This window comes from Variovorax sp. Soil_C_33, from assembly GCF_057656935.1.
The window spans coordinates 230438-249629 of the sequence record NZ_JBDGJK010000002.1 but is presented as its reverse complement, the minus strand read 5'-3'; the positions used below and the strand labels follow the sequence as shown (position 1 = coordinate 249629).

Genomic DNA, 19192 nt, shown 5'->3' with positions numbered 1-19192 from the left:
CATGACCCCCTCGCCCGTGCCCGTGCGCGGACTGCACCACTTCGCCTGGCGCTGCCGCGACAGCGAGGAAACGCGCCGCTTCTACGAGGACCTGCTGGGCCTGCCGCTGGTGCACGTGATCAAGAGCGACCATGTACCGAGCACCGGCGAGTTCTGCCCCTACGTCCACATCTTTTTCCAGATGCGCGACGGCTCCTACATCGCCTTCTTCGACCTCGGCGACGACGTGGCCGCGCTGCCTTCGCCCAACACGCCGGCCTGGGTCAACCACATCGCGCTGCGCGTCGATTCGGTGGCCGACCTGCTTGCCGCCAAGGCGCGGCTCGAAGCGGCCGGCGTCGAGGTGCTGGGCGTGACCGACCACCACATCATCGAGTCGATCTATTTCTTCGACCCCAATGGCATCCGCATCGAGCTGACCACGCCCACCGTGCCGCAGGCCGAGATGGACGCGCATGCGAAGCGCGCCCATGCCGACCTCGAGGCCTGGACGCTGCGCAAGGCCGAACTGCGGAGGAAGGCGGCGCATGCCTGAGCTCCAACTCGCCGTCATCGACGTCAAGCCCGGTGCCGCCATGGAGAGCCAGTCGGGCCTGCAGATGCTGCGCCCGCGCATCTACGGCGCCTACCGCGCGCCGGCCGGCCCGAAGAAGATCGCGGCCATCGTGATGCACCCGACGAGCAACTTCATGGGGCACTACCTGATCGCGCCGCTGGCCGAGCGCGGCATCTGCTGCATGGGCCTCAACTCGCGCTACATGGGCAACGACACGGTGCTACTGATGGAACGCGCAATCCAGGACCTGGGCGCCGGCGTGCAGTTCCTGCGCGCCGCGGGCTACGAGAAGGTGCTGCTCATCGGCAACTCGGGCGGCGCCGCGCTCGCGAGCTTCTACCAGGCGCAGGCCGAGAAGCTCACGGCGCACCACTTCCCGGACGGCGACCCGACGCACCTGCATCCCGACGACCTGCCGCCGGCCGACGGCATCGCGCTGTGCGCGGCGCACCAGGGCCGCTCGAAGCTGATGCGCGACTGGATCGACCCTTCTGTCACCGACGAGCACGACCCGCTGTCGGTGGACCCCGAGCTCGACATGTACGACCCGCGCCATGCCGTGCCCTACAGCGCCGAGTTCCTCGCCCGCTTCGGCGCCGCACAGAAGGCCCGGCTCGACCGGCTGGAGCACTGGGCGATGGAACGCCTGCGCCTGTTGCGCAGCACGCCGGGCGCGCCGCGCGACCAGGCTTTCGTCGTCTACCGCACGCATGCCGATCCGCGCTGCGTCGACCTCTCGATCGATGCCAACGACCGCGCACCCGGCAGCGTGTGGGGCGACGCGCGGCAGGTGAACTACTCGGCCAACGCGATGGGCCGCACCACTTCGCTGACCGCCTTCCTCTCGCAATGGTCCTCGCGCTCGCACGCCGACGGGCCCTCGAACCTGGCGCGCACCACTTGCCCGAAGCTGCTCCTGACCTACACGGCCGACCAGTCCACCTTCCCGAGCACGCGCGATGCCTGGCTCGCAGCCGGCGGCGAGCGCATCCGCAATGTCGCCATCGTCGGCGGCAACCACTACCTGGCGGGCCAGCCCGAACTGGTGCCGCGTGCTGCCGACGCCATTGCCGAATGGGCCCACGCGCTCTGAACGCCGCCATGGAAAGCTTCCATTTCGCGCCCGAATACGAGCTGCCGCGCTGGCCCTTCCAGCCGCCGCCCGAGCTGGGCAGCGGCCAGGTTGTGCGCCATCCGATCGTCATCGCCGGCGCTGGCCTGGCCGGCCTCACGCTGGCCTGCGACCTCGCGCAGCGCGGCGTGCGCGCCGTGCTGCTCGACGAAGACGACACGGTGGGCGTGCGCGGCGCCTCTTCGCGCGGCATCTGCTATGCACAGAAGAGCCTGGAGATCTTCGAGCGCCTCGGCATCTACCGGCGCATCGCCGACAAGGGCATCACCTGGTCCTTCGGCCGCACCTTCTCGGGCGAAGAGGAGGTCTACAACTTCAACCTGAAGACCGACAGCGTCTCCGCGCAGCCGCCCTTCATCAACCTGCAGCAGTTCTACCTCGAGTGGTTCCTGGTCGACCGCATCCTCGAGCTCGGCTTCACGGACCTGCGCTGGAAAAACCGCGTGACGCACATCGTGCCCGGCGACGAGAGCGTTCGCGTCGAGGTCGAGACGCCGGCAGGCCGCTACACGATCGAGGCCGGCCACCTGATCGACGCGACCGGCGCCAACAGCGCGATCCGCACCCAGCTCGGCCTCGACACCCACACCTCGCGCAGCACCGACCGCTGGTGCATCAGCGACGTGCGCTTCAAGAAGCCGCTGCCCACCGAACGCTGGACCTGGGTCGACGCGCCCTTCAACGAGGGCCGCGCGGTCTGGCAGCACCTGATGGCCGACGGCGTCTGGCGCATCGATTACCAGATGCCCGAGGACTGCGACACCGCCCACATCAGCAAACCCGAGGTGGCCGGCGCGCGGCTGCGCGAGCAGCTTGGGCCCGGCGTCGAGTTCGAGTTCGTCTGGATCGGCCCTTACGGCTACCGCGACCACCTGCTCGACCGCTTCCGCCGCGGCCGCGTGTTCTTCATCGGCGACTCGGCGCACGTCGTGAGCCCCTTCGGCGCGCGCGGCGGCAACAGCGGCATCCAGGACGCGGCCAACCTCGGGTGGAAGCTGGCGCTGGTCATGCAGGGCCAGGCCGGCGATGCGCTGCTCGACACCTACGATGCCGAGCGCCGGCCGGCCGCCGCGCAGAACCTCCAGGTCACGAGCCGCACCGCCCGCTTCCTGGCGCCGCGCTCGCCGGCCGAACACACGCTGCGGCGCGCGGTTGTGGCACTGGCCTCGCGCTGCGCCTTCGCGCGCGCGCTCGTCAACACGGGCCGCATGTCGGTGGCGAATGACTATCCGACGGCGCCGCATCTGCCTGAAGGCGGCCGTAGCGTGCAGAACCTGCCGCTTCGCTGGAGCGACGGCCGGCCGACCACGCTGATGCAGCTGCTGGCCGAGGGCACGAAGTGCCTCGGCCTCTGGTTCGCACCGACGCGCGCGCAGGCCGAGGCTGCGGCATCGCTGCCGCTGCAGGTGGTCGCGGTGGGTGGCGAGAGCGGCCTGCCCGCGCTGCAGCCCGACGAGGCGCTGGCGCGCCATCTCGGCGTCGAGTCGCCCGGCAGCTTCTGCCTCGTGCGGCCCGACGCCTACCGCGCCGCGCTGCTCACCGATCCCACGCCGGCGGCGATCGCCGCCGCCCTCCAGGCCGCACTGGCGCAAGACGCGTGATCACCGACCCTCACAGCCTCGACCTCGATGGCTTCTACGCCAAGTGGTCATCCAGGCTGCCGGCGTGTGGCTACCAGCCAAGGCCCAGGTGCAGCGGCAGGTAGACCGCCATGCCGGCCAGCATCGTCCCCAACACGCCGCGGCGCCAGAAGTAGTAGGCGGCGCCGGCCGCGGCGGCATAGATCCGCGCATCCTTCCAGGTCGCGATCAGGTGCCCCTGCGTCATCACGATCTCGGGCACGATCACCGCCGCCAGCGCGGCCGCCGGCGCATAGTGCAGCGCCCGGTGCGCCCACTCCGGCAGGCCCCATGGCCGGTCGAGGATGAAGAAGAAGCAACGTGTCAGCACGGTCACTCCGGCCAGGCCGACGATCACGGCCAGGGTCCAGAAATCGGTGGCGCCACCGTTGCCGATGCTCATTTTTCATCCTCCGCATCGGGATCCAGTCCGAACTGCTTCTCCAGCCAGAAGCACAGCAGCACCGCGACGCCGATGCCGGCCACGATGTTGAGCTTGAGCGGCAGCGCATAGGCCGCGACCGCCGTGGCGCCGGCAACCAGCGCCGCCAGGATGCGCAGCCGCGTCGTCGCCATCGAGCAGACGATGGCCACCAGGCTCAGCACGCCGGCGAAGCCCAGCCCCCAGCTCTGCGGGATCAGGTTGGCCAGCAAGATGCCGAGCAGGCTCGTGCCCATCCATGAGCACCAGGTCACGAAGTAGTTGCCGGTCAGGTAGGCCTCCTGCGCGCGCTTCTCGGCTTCGGTCGCCGGCGGCTCGGGGTAGCGGCCGGTGAACATCGCATAGCTCATGTCGGCCGTGAGGTAGCCGTGCGTCAGGCGGCGCCAGCGCGGCATGTGCATGAGGTAGGGCCGCAGGTGCAGGCTGAAGACCACGAAGCGCAGGTTGACGCAGAAGCCCGTGGCGAGGACCACCCAGGCCGGCGCGCCGGCGATCAGGAGCGGAATGGCGGCCAGCTGCGAGCTGCCGGCGTAGACCAGCAAGGTCATCGCGACCGACTCGAAGACGCTCATGCCCGACTTGACCATGGCCACGCCGGTCATCAGGCCCCAGGCGCCGATGCCCACGGCGACCGAGGACATTTCGCTCGCGCCTTGGCGGAACTCGGGTTGGCGGCGGACGGAAGAAGACAGGAACATCAGGACTCCCGCCGTGCCGCCCCGAGGGAGGCCTGCGCCACCTCGGGGGGCAGCGAGGACACGCAGTGCCGAGCGTGGGGGCAGTACATCAGCCGAAGACCTGTCCCGGCTTGATGTCGAAGCCGCGCAGGAAATCGGCCGCGCCCAGGCGCTTGCCGCCGGGCCGCTGCAGTTCGGTGATCAGGACGACGGCATCGCTGGCGGCGACGGCGATGCCCGGCGCGCCGGCCGCCAGTACCGTGCCCGCCGCGTCCGCAGGCGTCCCGGGCTGAACCCGCGCTGCCCAGAGCTTGATGGTTTCGCCGTCGAGCACGCTGCTCGCGCCGGGAAAGGGATCGAAGGCGCGGATGCGGCGCACGATGGCGGCGGCATCCTGCGTCCAGTCCACCTGCGCTTCGTGCTTCTCGACCTTGTGCGCGTAGCTCACGCCTTCGGGCGGTTGCGGCTTCGCCTGCAGCGCTCCGGCCCGGGCCTGCTTCAGCGCGTCGACGATCAGCCGCCCGCCGAGCGCGGCGAGCCGGTCGTGCAGTTGCGCGGTGCTGTCCTCGCCGATGGCGAGCGATTCGGCCAGCAGCATGTCGCCGGTATCGAGCCCGGCATCCATCTGCATGACGGTGATGCCGGTCTGCGCGTCGCCGGCCTCGATCGCGCGATGGATCGGCGCCGCGCCGCGCCAGCGCGGCAAGAGGCTCGCATGGATGTTGAGGCAGCCGAAGCGCGGCACGTCGAGCACCCACTGCGGCAGGATCAAGCCGTAGGCGGCGACCACCATCACATCGGCCTTCGCCTCGAGGAGGGCGGCGCGCGCCGCGGCGGCATCCTCGGGGTACTTGCCGTCCAGGCGCAGGCTGCGCGGCTGCGCCACGGGCCAGCCATGGGATGCGGCGAACTGCTTGACCGGCGAGGCCTGCAGCTTCATGCCCCGCCCGGCGGGGCGGTCGGGCTGGGTCAGCACCAGCACGATGTCGAAACCCGCGGCGGCGATCGCCTCCAGCGCGACGCGGGCGAACTCGGGCGTACCCGCAAATACGACCCTCATGCGCCCCTCACGTCGGGGCCAGCAATTCGAGCATCAGGTCGTCGCCCGTGTGGTAGCGCTGCACCACGCCGGCAGGGTCGACATAGATGTAGAGCATGCGGGGCGTGTTCATCATCTTGTAGCGCCAGGTCCAGATCACGCCGTCGAAGGAGCTCACGCGCGTGATCTCGAACGGCCGGCCGTAGGTCCGCAGCACGTCGGCCTCGCGCCAGACGCCGACGCCCGGCTGGATGGTGCGGTCGAACAGGCGGTCGTCGAGTTCCTGGCGGATCGAGACCACGCGCCCGCCGGCATCGAGATCGACATTGCTCACCTCGAAGCCGGCCGGCGCGCGGGAATACTGGAGCCGCTCGCCGCCGCCGGGCAGCGGGTACATGGCGGTGGGCGCGCCGAGCTGGTGCAGCGCGTCGGCCTTCGAAGTGCCCGGCGCAATCCGCGTGGGCTCACCCGCACAGCCCGCCAGGCCCAGCGCCGCGGCAAGCAGCGCGGCGGCGCCGGCGCGGGCGACGACGCTCACCGCCGTCCTTCCCGTTGCTCGAGCTTCTGGTCTTCGCGCTGCTGCTTGAGCAGCTTGCTCTTGATGCGGTTGCGCTTGAGGGGAGAGAGGTACTCGACGAACACCTTGCCGAGCAGGTGGTCGAGCTCGTGCTGGATGCAGACCGCCAGCAGGCCCTCGGCTTCGATGGTCTGGGGCTCGCCGTTGGCGTCGAGGGCGGTCACGCGCACCGCGGTCGAACGCTCGACACCGTCATAGATGCCGGGCACCGAGAGGCAGCCTTCTTCGTTGAGTACTTTTTCCTCACTGGCCCAGACGATCTCGGGATTGATTAGCACCAGCGGCTGGTTGCGCTCCTCGGAGATGTCGATCACCACCAGCCGCTCGTGCACGTCGACCTGCGTGGCTGCCAGGCCGATGCCGTTGGCCTCGTACATGGTTTCGATCATGTCGGCGACCAGTGTCTTGATGCGTGCATCAACGCCCTGCACCGGCTTGGCGACCGTGTGCAGGCGCTTGTCGGGATAGCTCAGGATGGTTCTTTTGGCCATGAATGCGAGGAAAAATTGTCGTTATTTTCGCCATTTCCGCGACGGTACGACGCGCTGCGACCTGATAAACGTTGCCCCTTCAAGGGCTTCAGCGCAAAATTCGTTGCAAATTGTGAGGATTCGTACGCCCCCCTGGGCGTAGTGCGTGCACACCATCAAACCATGAAACAACTCCGAATCAACGACTGCCTGCGTCCGAACATCTTCGCCACGCTGGCGATGATCGCCATGGTGGGCACCGGCACGACGGCCCTCGCGCAGAACTACCCCGTCACGCCGCAGCAGCGCGCCACGGCCCAGCAGACGGCGCAGACCGGCGTGCCGCTCAGCGAGCTGGCGCCGAATGCGCCCGACGAATACACGATCAAGCCGCGCGACACGCTGTGGGCCGTTTCCCGCCTCTATCTGCGCAGCCCCTGGCGCTGGCCCGAGCTCTGGGGCATGAACATGGGCGAGATCCGCAACCCGCACCTCATCTATCCGGGCCAGGTGCTCTATCTCGACAAGACCGGCGGCCGCGCCCGCCTGAGCACCCGCCGCGGCGGCTCGGGCGTGGCCGACGGCGGCACCATCAAGCTGACGCCGCGCACGCGTTTCGAGTCGCTTTCGGGCATGGCTCTGCCGACGCTCAATCCCAGCCTGATCGAGCCCTTCCTGAGCGAGCCGATCGTGGTCGATCAGGAAACTCTGCTCTTGGCGCCGCGCATCGTGGCGGGCAACGACAGCCGCGTGCTGCTTGCCCGCGGCGACCGCGCCTATGCGCGCGGCGAGGTCAACTCGCCGCTGGTGGAAACCGCCGGCCCGATCAAGACCTTCCGCATCTTCCGCAACGCGACGCCGCTGAAGGATCCCGGCACAGGCGAGATCCTCGGCTACGAGGCACAGTACCTCGGCAAGGCCCAACTGCAGCGCGGCGAATCGAGCGTCACCGAGATGGTGGAAGGCAAGGAGATCAAGAGCGTGGTGCCCGCCACCGTCGACATCGTGGCAGCGCGCGAGGAAATGCGCGCCGGCGACCGTCTGCTGCCCGAGCCTCCCCGCCAGCTGCTGAGCTACGTGCCGCGCGCGCCCCATCAGACCATCGAGGAGGGCCGCATCGTCTCCGTCTACGGCAATGCGGTGCAGTTCGCGGCCCAGAACCAGGTGGTCGCGATCAACAAGGGCACGATCGACGGCATCGAGAACGGCCACGTGCTGGCGATTCTCAAGAACGGCGAAACCATCATCGACAAGACCGGATCGGGCAAGGAAACGCTGAAGCTGCCCAACGAGCGGATCGGCCTCTTGATGGTGTTCCGCCCCTTCGAGCGGGTCTCGTACGCGCTGGTGCTCGAAATCAACGACGCCCCGCGCATCGGCGATCTGCTGGTCAATCCCTGACGCCTCCTCTTCCTCCTTCGCGTGGAACGTGAAGAACTCGCGAGCTGGCTGCGGCTCACGCTGACGCCGGGCATCGGCAACGGCGCTGCGCGCAAGCTGCTCGCGGCCTTCGGGCTGCCGCCGGACGTTTTCGTTCAGTCGCCGGTGGCGCTGCGGCAGCGGGTGACCGACGCGCAGGCAGAGGCCCTGCTTCGCGCACCGGCTGAACTCGCAGCGCAGATCGATCAGACCTTCGAGTGGCTGCAAGGCACCTAAGCGCAGGCGCCACGCGGCGCATCCTGACCCTCGGCGATCCCGGCTATCCGGCCTCCTGCTCGAGATGGCGGACCCGCCACTCATGCTGCAGCTGCTGGGCGCGCCGGCATTGGATCTCACGCAGCTCGAAAACAGCATCGCCATGGTCGGCAGCCGCAATCCGACGCCGCAGGGCGCATCGAATGCGCGGGCCTTCGCCCGGGCCTTCGGCGAAGCCGGGATCCCGGTGGTATCGGGGCTTGCGCTCGGCGTCGACGGCGCGGCCCACGAAGGCGCGCTCGATGCGCCGGGCCGCCCAGCACGTGAGCGAGTTCCCGCTCGGCACGCCGCCGCTCAACCAGAATTTCCCGAAAGCGCAACCGCATCATCGCCGGCCTCGCGCGCGGCACGCTGGTGGTGGAGGCCGCGCTGCAGTCGGGCTCGCTGATCACCGCCAGGCTCGCGACCGAGCAGGGCAAGGAAGTGTTCGCCATTCCCGGCTCGATCCACTCGCCGCAGTCGCGCGGCTGCCATGCCTTGATCCGCCAGGGAGCGAAGCTGCTCGAGACGGTGGGCGACGTGCTCGAAGAGCTGCGTCTGGAAGACACCGCCGTTTTCGCCGCTGCGAACCCGGGATCCGAAGACGTCGATGCCATGCCGGAACACCGGCTGCTGCGCGGCATGGGCTACGACCCCGTGAGGCTGGATGCACTGGGCGCACGCACCGGCTTCAGCGCCGCCGAGCTGCAGGCGCAGCTGCTCGAACTCGCCGGCAGCGTGGCCCGCCTGCCCGGCGGCCTGTTCCAGCCTTTGCGCAGGGCTGACGGCGTCGCGTTCGAACAACGCGGCGAGCCAGGCGCGCCGAGTGGGCTATATTGGCCCCATGTTCGAAGTGCTCGTGTATGTCTACGAAAACTACTGGCGCGGCGATGCGTGTCCCGAGCCCGAGCAACTGGGCCGCAAGCTCAGCGCGCAGGGCTTCGATGCGGAAGAGATCCGCGACGCGTTGCGCTGGCTCGATGGCCTGAGCCTCGCCACCCAGGGCGTGCAGCTGACCCGGCACCCCGACGGCACCAGCGCCACGGTCAGCCTGCGCAGCCCGGCCGACGCCGCCCTGCCTGCATCGCCGGGCTCGATGCGCGTCTATTCGACCGCCGAGCAGGAACACCTGGGCGCCGAATGCCTGGGCTTCATCAGCTTCCTCGAGTCGTCTCGCGTGCTGCCCTCCGGCATGCGCGAGATCGTGATCGAGCGCGCGATGGCCACGCCGGGCGAGCCGTTGGCGCTCGACGAGCTCAAGATCATCGTGCTGATGGTGCACTGGAGCACCGGTGTCGAGCCCGATGCGCTGGTGCTCGACGAGCTTTGCGACGACACCACGGGCCGCGTCGCTCACTGAACTTCTGGTTCAGTTCAGCAGACGCTCCGGATTGGCATCCAGCTTGGCCAGCGCCTCGCGCGTGGCCCGCACCGTGAGCGTTTCCTCTTCGGCCGGCACCAGAAGCCCGGCCTGCAGATAGGACGCCAGCCGCCCGACCTGGACCAGGAAGCTGCGCCCATCGCTCGAGGCGAACAGGTGCAGTTGCTTGCGCTCGCTTCGCCAGACGAACTGGACCTGGCTCACGCGGTCGTTGTGGTCGAGCATGAACCAGGTACCGACCTGGAGTTCGCGCGCCCACGCGAGCATGTCCTCGCCGACCTTGGTGCCGGTGTCGGGAACGATCTCGAGCGATGCCGCATCGACCCCGAGCAGCAGCTCGATGCTGGCGGCGTCCAGCGGCAGGTCGGTCGCGCCGTCGTCGTCGGAAACGAAATCCTCGAGGTTGGCCAGGCGCTTGGCCATGGCCTCGATCTTGGCCGGCGGAATGGCTTCGGTCTTCGAGAGGAAGGCATCGGACAAGGTGGCGCCGATGGTCTTGATGTGCGCCTCCTGCGGCTCGCCCTCGATGCCCAGCAGGCCCATGCCCTGGCGCAGGCGCTGCAGCAGCTGGGGCAGATCCTGGATCACGCGGGCGCGGTCGTTGCGATTGGGTTTGGCGCTTGCGGCCCACACCAGGTCGGAAGCGGCGCGCTTGAGCGTGACCGTCTGCTCGTCCTGGGCGCCGTAGCGCAGCGCCGCGATGGCCAGCACCTCGGCCCAAACCTTGAACAGGAACTCCCGGATCTCCTCGCGCACCGGCATGTCGTTGAGCATCTTGCGCAGCTCGATGGTGTACTGGATCGCCATCGTCTCCTTCTGCTCGACCTGCTGTGCCACGCTCATCAGGCGCTGGGTGGCGTCGCTCTGCGTCAGGTACTTGTTGAGGAAGGCGACGAATTCGTCGAACACCAGCTTGAACACGCGCTGGCCGGTTTCAGGATACTGCTCGATCACCTGGACCACGCGCCGGATCTCGCCCTCGAGCGCGCTGCCCGAGATGGCGGCGGCGTCGAAGCCCATCACGCAGGAGCCCATGCGGTCGATCAGCATGCGCGCAGGATGCTGAAGCGTGCCGAAGAATTCCGGCTCGGCAATCGCGACGCGCAGCACCGGCATCTGCAGGCGCGCGAACCACACGCGCGCCGAGAACGGGATGCGCTCCTCGGCAAGAATGGCCTGGAACATCAGCGCCACGATCTCGACCGTGGCCTTGTCGGCCGTGGTCGGCGCCTTTTTCTTGAGTTCACTGGTGCGCCGGCGCAGTTCGGCCGCGGTCTGGTGAATGGCCGTGGCTTCGTCGCCGACCACGTACTGAGAGGCCATCATCTGGTAGGCCGCTTCCGCATCGGCGATGGCGGCGGCAAAGGCCGGTGCGCCGAGGCCCACGCCGCCACCGCCGCCGGCATTGCCGCCACCTGCACCACCGCCAGGCCCGCCGGCGGCCCCTGCGCGGTGCTGGGTGATGTCGCCGCCGATGCGCGCGGTCACGAAACGCTTGAGATTGAGCAGCACGCCCTGCGCACGCTGGCGCGCCAGGACCAGCGGCGAGCCGCCGGTCGCGACCAAACTGTCGCCGCCACCACCGCCGGGCCCGCGGCCGACGCCGATCGCCGCCGGCGCGAAGCTGCCGGGGGGCGCCCCGAAGGCGGCCGGATTGCCGCCGATGCCCATCGGCGCGCTGCCGGCATGGGATGCTCTCGCAAAACTGGTGCCGAGCGTCGCCGCGCCGGAACTGGCGCTGCCGGTCCGCTTGACGAAGCTCTTGAGATCGATCTCGGGCATCACGCCCTTCTCGATCAGGAAGGCATTGGATTCCTTGTAGGCCCTGACGATCACGTCGACCAGGTGGTTCTGCACCACGTCCTGCACCTTGGTCCAGAGGCTGCGGCTCAGGCCGGCGGCCAGCCACTGGTCGACCAGCACCTTGGCCAGCGCCTCGGGCTTGAGGATGTCCCGGGCAGCCAGCTCGGCCGTGCCTTCGAGATGCTGGATGCGCAGGCGCAGGTCGTTGAGCTCGAAGCTGGCCTTGTCCTGGATGGCCTGGGCCAGGCGGGAGTACAGGATGCCGGTTTCCACCACGTCGTCGCCGATCAGTTCGAGACGCGACAGCGAATTGGACGAAGGCCCGCTGCCTGTGCTGCCGGCCAGCGCCTTGCGCCACGCGGTCTGCGACAACGGAACCCAGCTCGAGCCCTGGGCTTGGAAGGCGATGTAGTCGTCGCGGTTCTCCTGCATCTGGCGCACGTTGCCGGTCATCCCGGCCAGCGCAGCCAGCCGCTCGCGGATCGCATGGGCGACCGGCGGGATCGCCCCTTCGGTGGCGGCGACGAAGCGTTCGCGCGTCTCGCGAGCGAGTTGCTGGGAAGAAGCTGGAGACCGCGAGATCATGGACAGGAGCGACGGCTAATTAAAAACGTTTCAGGCGCGAGCTTGCATCTGTAAGCGTAACCGCACAAGAGCCGCCGCTGCTCGGCAGCAACCCCGACATACGAAAGTCGGGGTTCCGTGGCGCGCCGTTCACACGGTGGCGCCTGCGTTCGGATCGTCCGGATCGCCCTCGCGCTTGACCGGCCCCTTGACCAGGTCCTCGCGCTTCACGCCCAGCCACATCGCGATCGCCGCCGCCACGAAGGCCGACGAATAGATGCCGAACAGGATGCCGATCGTCAGCGCCAGCGCGAAATAGTGCAGCGTCGGGCCGCCGAAGAAGAACATCGAAAGCACCACCAGCTGCGTGCAACCGTGCGTGATGATGGTTCGGCTGATGGTCGAGGTGATCGCGTTGTCGATGACCTCGCGCGTCGTCATCTTGCGGTAGCGCCGGAAGTTCTCGCGCACACGGTCGAAGATGACCACCGACTCGTTGACCGAATAGCCCAGCACCGCCAGCACCGCCGCCAGCACCGCCAGCGAGAACTCCCATTGGAAGAAGGCGAAGAAGCCCAGGATGATCACCACGTCATGCAGGTTGGCGAGCACGGTGGCGAGCGCGAACTTCCATTCGAAGCGGAAGGCCAGGTAGATCATGATGCCGACCACCACCATGGCCAGCGCCTTGAGGCCGTTGGTGGTGAGCTCCTCGCCCACCTGGGGGCCGACGAATTCGTTGCCGCGCAGGGTGGCCGATGGGTCTATCGCCTTCAGGGCAGCCATCACCTGGTCGCTCTGCTGGGCCGAGGTCTGGCCTTTCTGCACCGGCAGGCGGATCTGCACGTCGCGCGAGGTGCCGAAGTTCTGCACCTGCACGTCGGGGTAGCCGAGCTTGCCGATGGTTTCGCGCACCTTGCCGACGTCGACCGACTGCTGGTAGGCGACCTCCATCACGGTGCCCCCGGTGAACTCGACCGACAGGTGCAGCCCGCGATGGAACAGGAAGAACACCGCCAGCAGGAAGGTGAGGACGGAAATCGCGTTCAGCACCAGCGCATGGCGCATGAACGGGATGGTCCGGTGAATTCGGAAGAACTCCATTTTTTTGCTCCCTTACTTGGCGTCGGCCGTGGCCTTGCTGGCATCAGGCTTCCAGACCGTGCCGATCGACAGGCTCTTGAGCTTCTTCTTGCTGCCGTACCAGAAGTTCACCAGGCCGCGCGAGAAGAACACCGCCGAGAACATGGAGGTGACGATGCCGATGCAGTGCACCACGGCGAAGCCGCGCACCGGGCCCGAGCCGAAGGCCAGCAGCGCGATGCCCGCGATCAGGGTGGTCACGTTGGAATCGAGAATCGTGCCCCAGGCGCGGTCGTAGCCCGCATGGATGGCCGCCTGCGGCGAGGCGCCGCCGCGCAGCTCCTCGCGCACGCGCTCGTTGATCAGCACGTTGGAGTCGATGGCCACGCCGATCGCGAGCGCCATGGCCGCGATGCCGGGCAGCGTGAGGGTGGCCTGCAGCATCGACAGCACCGCCACCAGCAGCAGCAGGTTGACCGCCAGCGCGATCGACGAGAACACGCCGAACAGCGCGTAGTAGAGGCACATGAACACCATGATCGCGGCGAAGCCGTACATCACGCTGTCGAAGCCCTTCTGGATGTTGTCGGCGCCAAGGCTCGGACCGATGGTGCGTTCCTGGATGATCTCCATCGGCGCGGCCAGCGAACCGGCGCGCAGCAGCAGCGCGAGGTCGTTGGCCTCGACCACCGTCATCGAGCCCGAGATCTGGAAGCGGTTGCCGAGCTCGCCGTTGATCGACGGCGCGGTCAGGACCTCGCCCTTGCCCTTCTCGAAGATCAGCATCGCCATGCGCTTGCGGAAGTTCTCGCGGCTCACGTCACGCATGATGCGGCCGCCCTTGGCGTCCATGGTCAGGTCGACCTTGGGCTGCTGGGTCTGCGAGTCGAAGCCGGGCTGCGCGTCGGTGAGGTTCTCGCCCGTCACCAGCACCTGCTTCTTGACGATGACGGCGCGGCCTTCGCGGTCGAGGAATTTCTCCGAGCCGAAGGGCACCGGGCCGCTGCCGGTTTCGGCCGCACGGCCTTCGGCCGACTCGTCCACCAGGCGCATCTCGAGCGTGGCGGTGCGGCCCAGGATGTCCTTGGCCTTGGCCGTGTCCTGCACGCCCGGCAGCTGCACCACGATGCGGTCCAGGCCCTGCTGTTGGATCACAGGCTCGGCCACGCCGAGCTCGTTGATCCGGTTGTGCAGGGTCGTGATGTTCTGCTTGAGCGCCGCATCCTGCAGCCGGCGCGCGGCATCGGGCTTGATGGTGGCGACGAGCTTCCACTCGCTGCCTTCCTGGCTGTCGGTCGTCGCGAGATCCGGGAACTGGTCCTGGATGAGCGCCTTGGCAGCTTCCAGCCCGGCGGCATCGCGGAAGCGCACGTCGATGGTCTGGCCGTTGCGGTTGACCGAGGTGCCGCGGACGTTCTTGTCGCGCAGGCCTGAGCGCAGGTCGTTGGCGAAGGACTCGGCCCGCTTGTCGATGGCGCCCTTCATGTCGACCTGCAGCAGGAAGTCGACGCCGCCGCGCAGGTCCAGGCCCAGGTACATCGGATAGGCATGCAGCGCGGCGAGCCAGGCCGGCGAGCGCGACACCAGGTTGAGCGCCACGATGTAGGGCGGATCGCTCGGGTCCGGCACCAGCGCGCGCTGCAGCACGTCGCGCGCCTTCAGCTGGTCGTCGGTGCTGGCGAAGCGCGCGCGCACCGAGGTGGCGTCCAGCGTCAACAGGTCGGGCGCGAGCCCGGCGGTCTTCAGCGCCTCGGCCACGCGCGCCTGGGTAGCGGCATCGACCTTGACGGTCGACTTGCCCGCGGACACCTGCACCGCAGGCGCCTCGCCGAAGAAATTGGGCAGGGCGTAGATCAGCCCCACGAGCAGCACGATCACGATGATCGCGTACTTCCAGACCGGGTAACGGTTCATCGCTGGAAAACCTTCAAGGACGCGGGTGCGCAAGCATCCGCGTTATCGCCACTTACTTGATTGCGCCTTTGGGCAACACCTGGACCACCGCGCTGCGCTGCAGCTGCACTTCGACGCCCTTGGCGATCTCGACCGTCAGGTACTGGTCGCCGAGCTGGGTGATCTTGCCGAGCAGGCCGCCGGCGGTCGCCACCTCGTCGCCCTTGGCCAGGGCGTCGATCATGGCGCGGGCTTCCTTCTGGCGCTTCATCTGCGGACGGATCATCACGAAATACAGCACCACGAACATCAGCACCAGCGGCAGCATGCTGCCGAGCGAGGACATCATGTCGCCGCCGCCGGCAGCAGCAGGCGCGGTCTGGGCGAAAGCAGAGGAAATGAACAAGGAAGTCTCCAGCAGAGGGAAGTGATAAGAGCGCGAACCCCGGCCGGGGTTCACGCTTCCGCGGCCGCCTGACGCAGCCGCGCAGCGCGGGGCCTGGCCGCGCACAGCATCGAGCATTGTATTCGGCGACGCTCAGCCCGCCGGGGCTAACCCGGCGCGGGATTCGGGGCTTTCAGGGCAGCGCTCGGTGGTCCGCCCGCGCGGGCCTCAGGCCGCAGCGCGCTGCGCCTGCGGATCGCGCCACTTGGCCACCAGCTCGGCCCAGCGCTTGCGCGCCGCCGCCAGGTTGCGCTCCTTGACGTGGCCGTAGCCGCGGATCTGCTCGGGCAGGCTCGCGATCTCGAGGGCGAGCGCATGGTTGCCGGCGTTCAGCCCGGCCAGCACCTCGTCGATGCTGGCGCGGTATTCGGCGATCAGCGCGCGCTCGGTCTTGCGTTCCTCGGTGCGGCCGAAGACGTCGAGCGCCGTGCCGCGCAGACCCTTGAGCTTGGCGAGCAGCCGGAAGCCGGTCAGCATCGCGGGGCCGAACTTCTGCTTCTGCAGTTCGCCCCTGGCGTTGCGCTTGGCGATGATCGGCGGGGCCAGGTGGTAGTTGAGCTTGAAGTCGCCCTCGAACATGCCCTCGACGCGGTCGAGGAAGCTGCGGTCGGTGTGCAGGCGCGCCACTTCGTACTCGTCCTTGTAGGCCATCAGCTTGAACAGGTAGCGCGCCACCGCTTCGGTCAAACTGGTTTTGCCCAGCGCCGATTCGGCCTGCTGCACCTTCGCGACGAAGGCCTGGTATTGCCCGGCATAGGCCGCGTTCTGGTAGCCGGCGAGGAACTCGGAGCGGCGCGCGACCAGGCTCTCGACCGTATCGCGCTTCTTGAACTCGATCACCTGGCCGGGCGAGATGCGCTTCTGCAGCGCCTCCGGCCGTTGCGCAGCCTGGCGGCCCCATTCGAAAGCGGCCTTGTTGTTCTCGATCGCCACCGCATTGAGCTCGATCGCGCGCATCAGCGAGGCATGCTCGAGCGGGATCCAGCCCTTCTGCCAGGCATAGCCCAGGATCATCGGGTTGACGTAGATGCTGTCGCCCATGAGCGAAGTCGCCGCCGCATCGGCATCGAAGGTGCCGACGCCTTCGACGCCCACCGCGCGCGCGATCTCGGCGGCGCAGGCTTCCTGCGGGTTCTGCCAGTTGGCGTTGCGCACGAAGGCGGCCGTCGGCGTGCTGTGGCTGTTGAGCGCGACATGGGTGCGCCCTTCGCGCATGCGCGCCATGGTTTCGGCGTTCACGCTGACAAGCGGATCGCAGGCCAGGATCAGGTCGGCCGCCGCCGTGCCGACGCGCGTGGTGCGGATGTCGTCCTGCGTGTCGCCGATCAGCACGTGGCTCCAGGTGGCGCCGCCCTTCTGCGCCAGGCCGGCCGCGTCCTGCGTGACGATGCCCTTGCCCTCGATGTGCGCCGCCATGCCCAGCAGCTGGCCGATGGTGATGACGCCGGTGCCGCCTACGCCCGCAACCACCACGCCCCAGACCTTGCCGCCGGCGAGCGAAGGCAGGGCCGGCTCGGCCAGTGCGCCCAGCTCGGCCGGCGTGGCCGACTTGTCCTTGGCCTTCTTCTTGAGCTGCCCTCCTTCGACCGTGACGAAGCTCGGGCAGAAGCCCTTGAGGCAGCTCATGTCCTTGTTGCAGGTGCTCTGGTTGATGGTGCGCTTGCGGCCGAACTCGGTCTCCAGCGGCTCGACCGACAGGCAGTTGCTCTGCACGCTGCAGTCGCCGCAGCCTTCGCAGACCAGCTCGTTGATCACCACGCGCTTGGCCGGATCGACGGCCGTGCCGCGCTTGCGGCGGCGGCGCTTCTCGGTGGCGCAAGTCTGGTCGTAGATGATGGCCGTCGTCCCCTTGATCTCCCGGAACTCGCGCTGGATCTCGTCCAGGTCGTCGCGGTGCCGCACCTTCACGTCCTGGCCCGGCACGTTCACGCCCTCGTACTTCTCGGGCTCGTCGGTCACGATCACCACCTTGGCCGCGCCTTCGGCATGCAGGCTCTCCGCGATCTGCAGCACCGAGTGGCCCTCGGGCCGCTCGCCGACCTGCTGGCCGCCGGTCATGGCAACCGCGTCGTTGTAGAGGATCTTGTAGGTGATGTTGACGCCGGCCGCGATGCTCTGGCGGATCGCCAGCAGGCCGCTGTGGAAGTAGGTGCCGTCGCCCAGGTTGGCGAAGATGTGCTGGTCGGTGGTGAAGGGCTGCTGGCCGACCCACGGCACGCCCTCGCCGCCCATCTGCGTGAAGCCCAGCGTAGAGCGGTCCATCCAGGTCGCCATGAAATGGCAGCCGATGCCTGCCATCGCGCGCGAGCCCTCGGGCACCACGGTGCTGGTGTTGTGCGGGCAGCCCGAGCAGAACCAGGGCTGGCGGCCCGCGTCCGACACGCCGGTGGCCTGCGGCGCCGCCATGGCGCGCTCCTTGGCTTCGAGGATGGCCAGCTGCGCGTCGATGCGCGCGGCCATGTCGGCGCCGGCTGCCGCCAGGAGGCCGCTCTTCTTCAGGCGCTGGGCGATCGCCTTGGCGATCAGCGCCGGGTTCAGGTCGGCGTTGGCGCGCAGGAGCGTGTGCGAAGTCGGATTGGGCATCGACCATTCGCCGCCGGAGTAGCCCTCGGCCTCGTACACCTCGCCCTCGTCGAACTTGCCGACCACGTTGGGCCGCACGTCGGCGCGCCAGTTGTAGAGCTCTTCCTTGAGCTGGTATTCGATGACCTGGCGCTTCTCCTCGACCACTAGTATTTCCTGCAGGCCGGTGGCGAAGGCGCGCGTGAGCTGCGCCTCCAGCGGCCACACGACCGCGACCTTGTGCAGCCGGATGCCGAGCTGGCGGCAGGCCGCGTCGTCCAGGCCCAGGTCGATCAGCGCCTGGCGCGTGTCGTTGAAGGCCTTGCCGCTGGCCATGATGCCGAAGCGGTCGTTCGGACCTTCGATCACGTTGTGGTTGAGCCGGTTGGCACGGATGTAGGCCAGCGCGGCATACCACTTGTAGTGCATGAGCCGCGCCTCCTGCTCAAGCGCATGGTCTGGCCAGCGGATGTGCAGGCCGCCGGGCGGCATCTGGAAGTCGGTGGGCATCACGATCTCGACGCGCTCGGGGTCGATCATCGCGGTGGCGCTCGATTCGACGATCTCCTGGATCGTCTTCATGCCCGACCAGATGCCGGCGAAGCGGCTCATCGCGAAGGCATGGATGCCGAGGTCCAGGATCTCCTGCACGTTGGTCGGGAAGAACACCGGCGTGCCGCAGGCCTTGAAGATGTGGTCGCTCTGGTGCGCCGCGGTCGAGCTCTTGGAGATGTGGTCGTCGCCGGCCACCGCGATCACGCCGCCCCAGGGCGTGGTGCCGGCCATGTTGGCATGCTTGAAGACGTCGGAGCAACGGTCCACGCCCGGGCCCTTGCCGTACCAGATGCCGAACACGCCGTCGTACTTGTTGGTGCCCGCGGGCGAGAAGCCCAGCTGCTGGGTGCCCCAGAGCGCGGTGGCCGCGAGCTCTTCGTTCACCCCCGGCTGGAACACGATGTGCTGTTCCTTCAGGTACTTGCTGGCCTTCCAGAGCGCCTGGTCGTAGCCGCCGAGCGGGGAGCCGCGGTAGCCGCTGACGAAGCCGGCCGTGTTCTTGCCCGCCTGCTTGTCGCGCAGGCGCTGCAGCATCGGCAGCTTGACCAGGGCCTGCACGCCGGACATGAAGGCGCGCCCATAGTCCAGAGAATATTTGTCGTCGAGCGTGACCGTTTCTAGGGCCTTGCGAATGTGCTCCGGCAGCGGTGCGTTCATCGTGTTTGTCTCCGTGGCTGTGCCTTGTGGGCGTGGCGGTTGGTGTGGGGCGAGGCGTCCGGG

The 19192-nt window shown here is 68.3% G+C and carries 15 protein-coding genes and 1 pseudogene; 6 read left to right on the top strand and 10 right to left on the bottom strand.

What is annotated here, in order from left to right; all coding sequences use genetic code 11:
* Position 1 precedes the first annotated feature (1 nt).
* Genes AC3A6B_RS04115 through AC3A6B_RS04105 form a run of 3 tightly spaced genes read left to right on the top strand, consistent with a single transcriptional unit; the run spans position 2 to position 3289 of the window.
* Positions 2-535 (top strand): VOC family protein, encoded by a 534-nt coding sequence (locus AC3A6B_RS04115; protein WP_487835487.1) that lies wholly within the window; start codon positions 2-4, stop codon positions 533-535.
* Complete coding sequence (locus AC3A6B_RS04110) at positions 528-1649, top strand: alpha/beta hydrolase family protein (RefSeq protein WP_487835486.1); 1122 nt, start codon at positions 528-530, stop codon at positions 1647-1649. Before AC3A6B_RS04115 ends, AC3A6B_RS04110 begins: the two co-directional genes overlap by 8 nt.
* A gap of 8 nt (positions 1650-1657) precedes the next feature.
* Positions 1658-3289, top strand: coding sequence for an FAD-dependent monooxygenase (locus AC3A6B_RS04105; RefSeq protein WP_487835485.1), 1632 nt, complete (start codon positions 1658-1660; stop codon positions 3287-3289).
* Positions 3290-3359: 70 nt separating this feature from the next.
* Here the strand turns inward: AC3A6B_RS04105 and AC3A6B_RS04100 are convergent, their stop codons facing one another.
* The 5 genes from AC3A6B_RS04100 to def all read right to left on the bottom strand — a co-directional run bounded on the left by AC3A6B_RS04100 (position 3360) and on the right by def (position 6533).
* A complete protein-coding gene (locus tag AC3A6B_RS04100) occupies positions 3360-3710 on the bottom strand; it encodes an AzlD domain-containing protein (protein ID WP_487835484.1) in 351 nt (116 codons plus the stop codon).
* Positions 3707-4447 carry an AzlC family ABC transporter permease gene (locus AC3A6B_RS04095; RefSeq protein ID WP_487835483.1) on the bottom strand — a complete coding sequence of 247 codons (741 nt, stop codon included), beginning with the start codon at positions 4445-4447 and terminating at the stop codon, positions 3707-3709. Before AC3A6B_RS04095 ends, AC3A6B_RS04100 begins: the two co-directional genes overlap by 4 nt.
* A gap of 88 nt (positions 4448-4535) precedes the next feature.
* On the bottom strand, positions 4536-5486 hold the full coding sequence (fmt, locus tag AC3A6B_RS04090) for a methionyl-tRNA formyltransferase (RefSeq protein WP_487835482.1): 951 nt from the start codon (positions 5484-5486) through the stop codon (positions 4536-4538).
* A gap of 7 nt (positions 5487-5493) precedes the next feature.
* Complete coding sequence (locus tag AC3A6B_RS04085) at positions 5494-6003, bottom strand: hypothetical protein (RefSeq protein ID WP_487835481.1); 510 nt, start codon at positions 6001-6003, stop codon at positions 5494-5496.
* Positions 6000-6533: a peptide deformylase gene (gene def, locus AC3A6B_RS04080; RefSeq protein WP_487835480.1), complete on the bottom strand. Its 534-nt coding sequence runs from the start codon at positions 6531-6533 to the stop codon at positions 6000-6002. Before def ends, AC3A6B_RS04085 begins: the two co-directional genes overlap by 4 nt.
* 162 nt (positions 6534-6695) lie before the next feature.
* Here def and AC3A6B_RS04075 point away from each other — a divergent pair, with 162 nt between their 5' ends.
* The 3 genes and pseudogenes from AC3A6B_RS04075 (at position 6696) to AC3A6B_RS04065 (ending at position 9546) form a co-directional block, all read left to right on the top strand.
* The gene (locus AC3A6B_RS04075; protein WP_487835479.1) at positions 6696-7913 is read left to right on the top strand and encodes a LysM peptidoglycan-binding domain-containing protein; all 1218 of its coding nucleotides are present in this window, start codon (positions 6696-6698) and stop codon (positions 7911-7913) included.
* Positions 7914-7934: 21 nt separating this feature from the next.
* Positions 7935-8969, top strand: a pseudogene (locus tag AC3A6B_RS04070) (DNA-processing protein DprA); the annotation flags it as partial.
* Positions 8970-9030: 61 nt separating this feature from the next.
* Positions 9031-9546, top strand: a complete 516-nt coding sequence (locus AC3A6B_RS04065) for a Smg family protein (protein ID WP_487835478.1) — start codon at positions 9031-9033, stop codon at positions 9544-9546.
* Positions 9547-9555: 9 nt separating this feature from the next.
* On the opposite strand, the gene AC3A6B_RS04060 is transcribed toward AC3A6B_RS04065, so the two are convergent.
* The 5 genes from AC3A6B_RS04060 to AC3A6B_RS04040 form a co-directional block, all read right to left on the bottom strand.
* On the bottom strand, positions 9556-11955 hold the full coding sequence (locus AC3A6B_RS04060; RefSeq protein WP_487835477.1) for a DUF1631 family protein: 2400 nt from the start codon (positions 11953-11955) through the stop codon (positions 9556-9558).
* A gap of 129 nt (positions 11956-12084) precedes the next feature.
* The gene (secF, locus tag AC3A6B_RS04055; protein WP_487835476.1) at positions 12085-13038 is read right to left on the bottom strand and encodes a protein translocase subunit SecF; all 954 of its coding nucleotides are present in this window, start codon (positions 13036-13038) and stop codon (positions 12085-12087) included.
* A 12-nt stretch (positions 13039-13050) separates the two neighbouring features.
* Positions 13051-14931 carry a protein translocase subunit SecD gene (gene secD / locus AC3A6B_RS04050; protein ID WP_487835475.1) on the bottom strand — a complete coding sequence of 627 codons (1881 nt, stop codon included), beginning with the start codon at positions 14929-14931 and terminating at the stop codon, positions 13051-13053.
* A gap of 52 nt (positions 14932-14983) precedes the next feature.
* Positions 14984-15316 carry a preprotein translocase subunit YajC gene (gene yajC / locus AC3A6B_RS04045; RefSeq protein WP_126835916.1) on the bottom strand — a complete coding sequence of 111 codons (333 nt, stop codon included), beginning with the start codon at positions 15314-15316 and terminating at the stop codon, positions 14984-14986.
* 207 nt (positions 15317-15523) lie between these two features.
* Entirely contained in the window at positions 15524-19129 is a 3606-nt protein-coding gene (locus tag AC3A6B_RS04040; RefSeq protein ID WP_487835474.1) for an indolepyruvate ferredoxin oxidoreductase family protein, read from the bottom strand.
* Between the last annotated feature and the right edge of the window lie 63 nt (positions 19130-19192).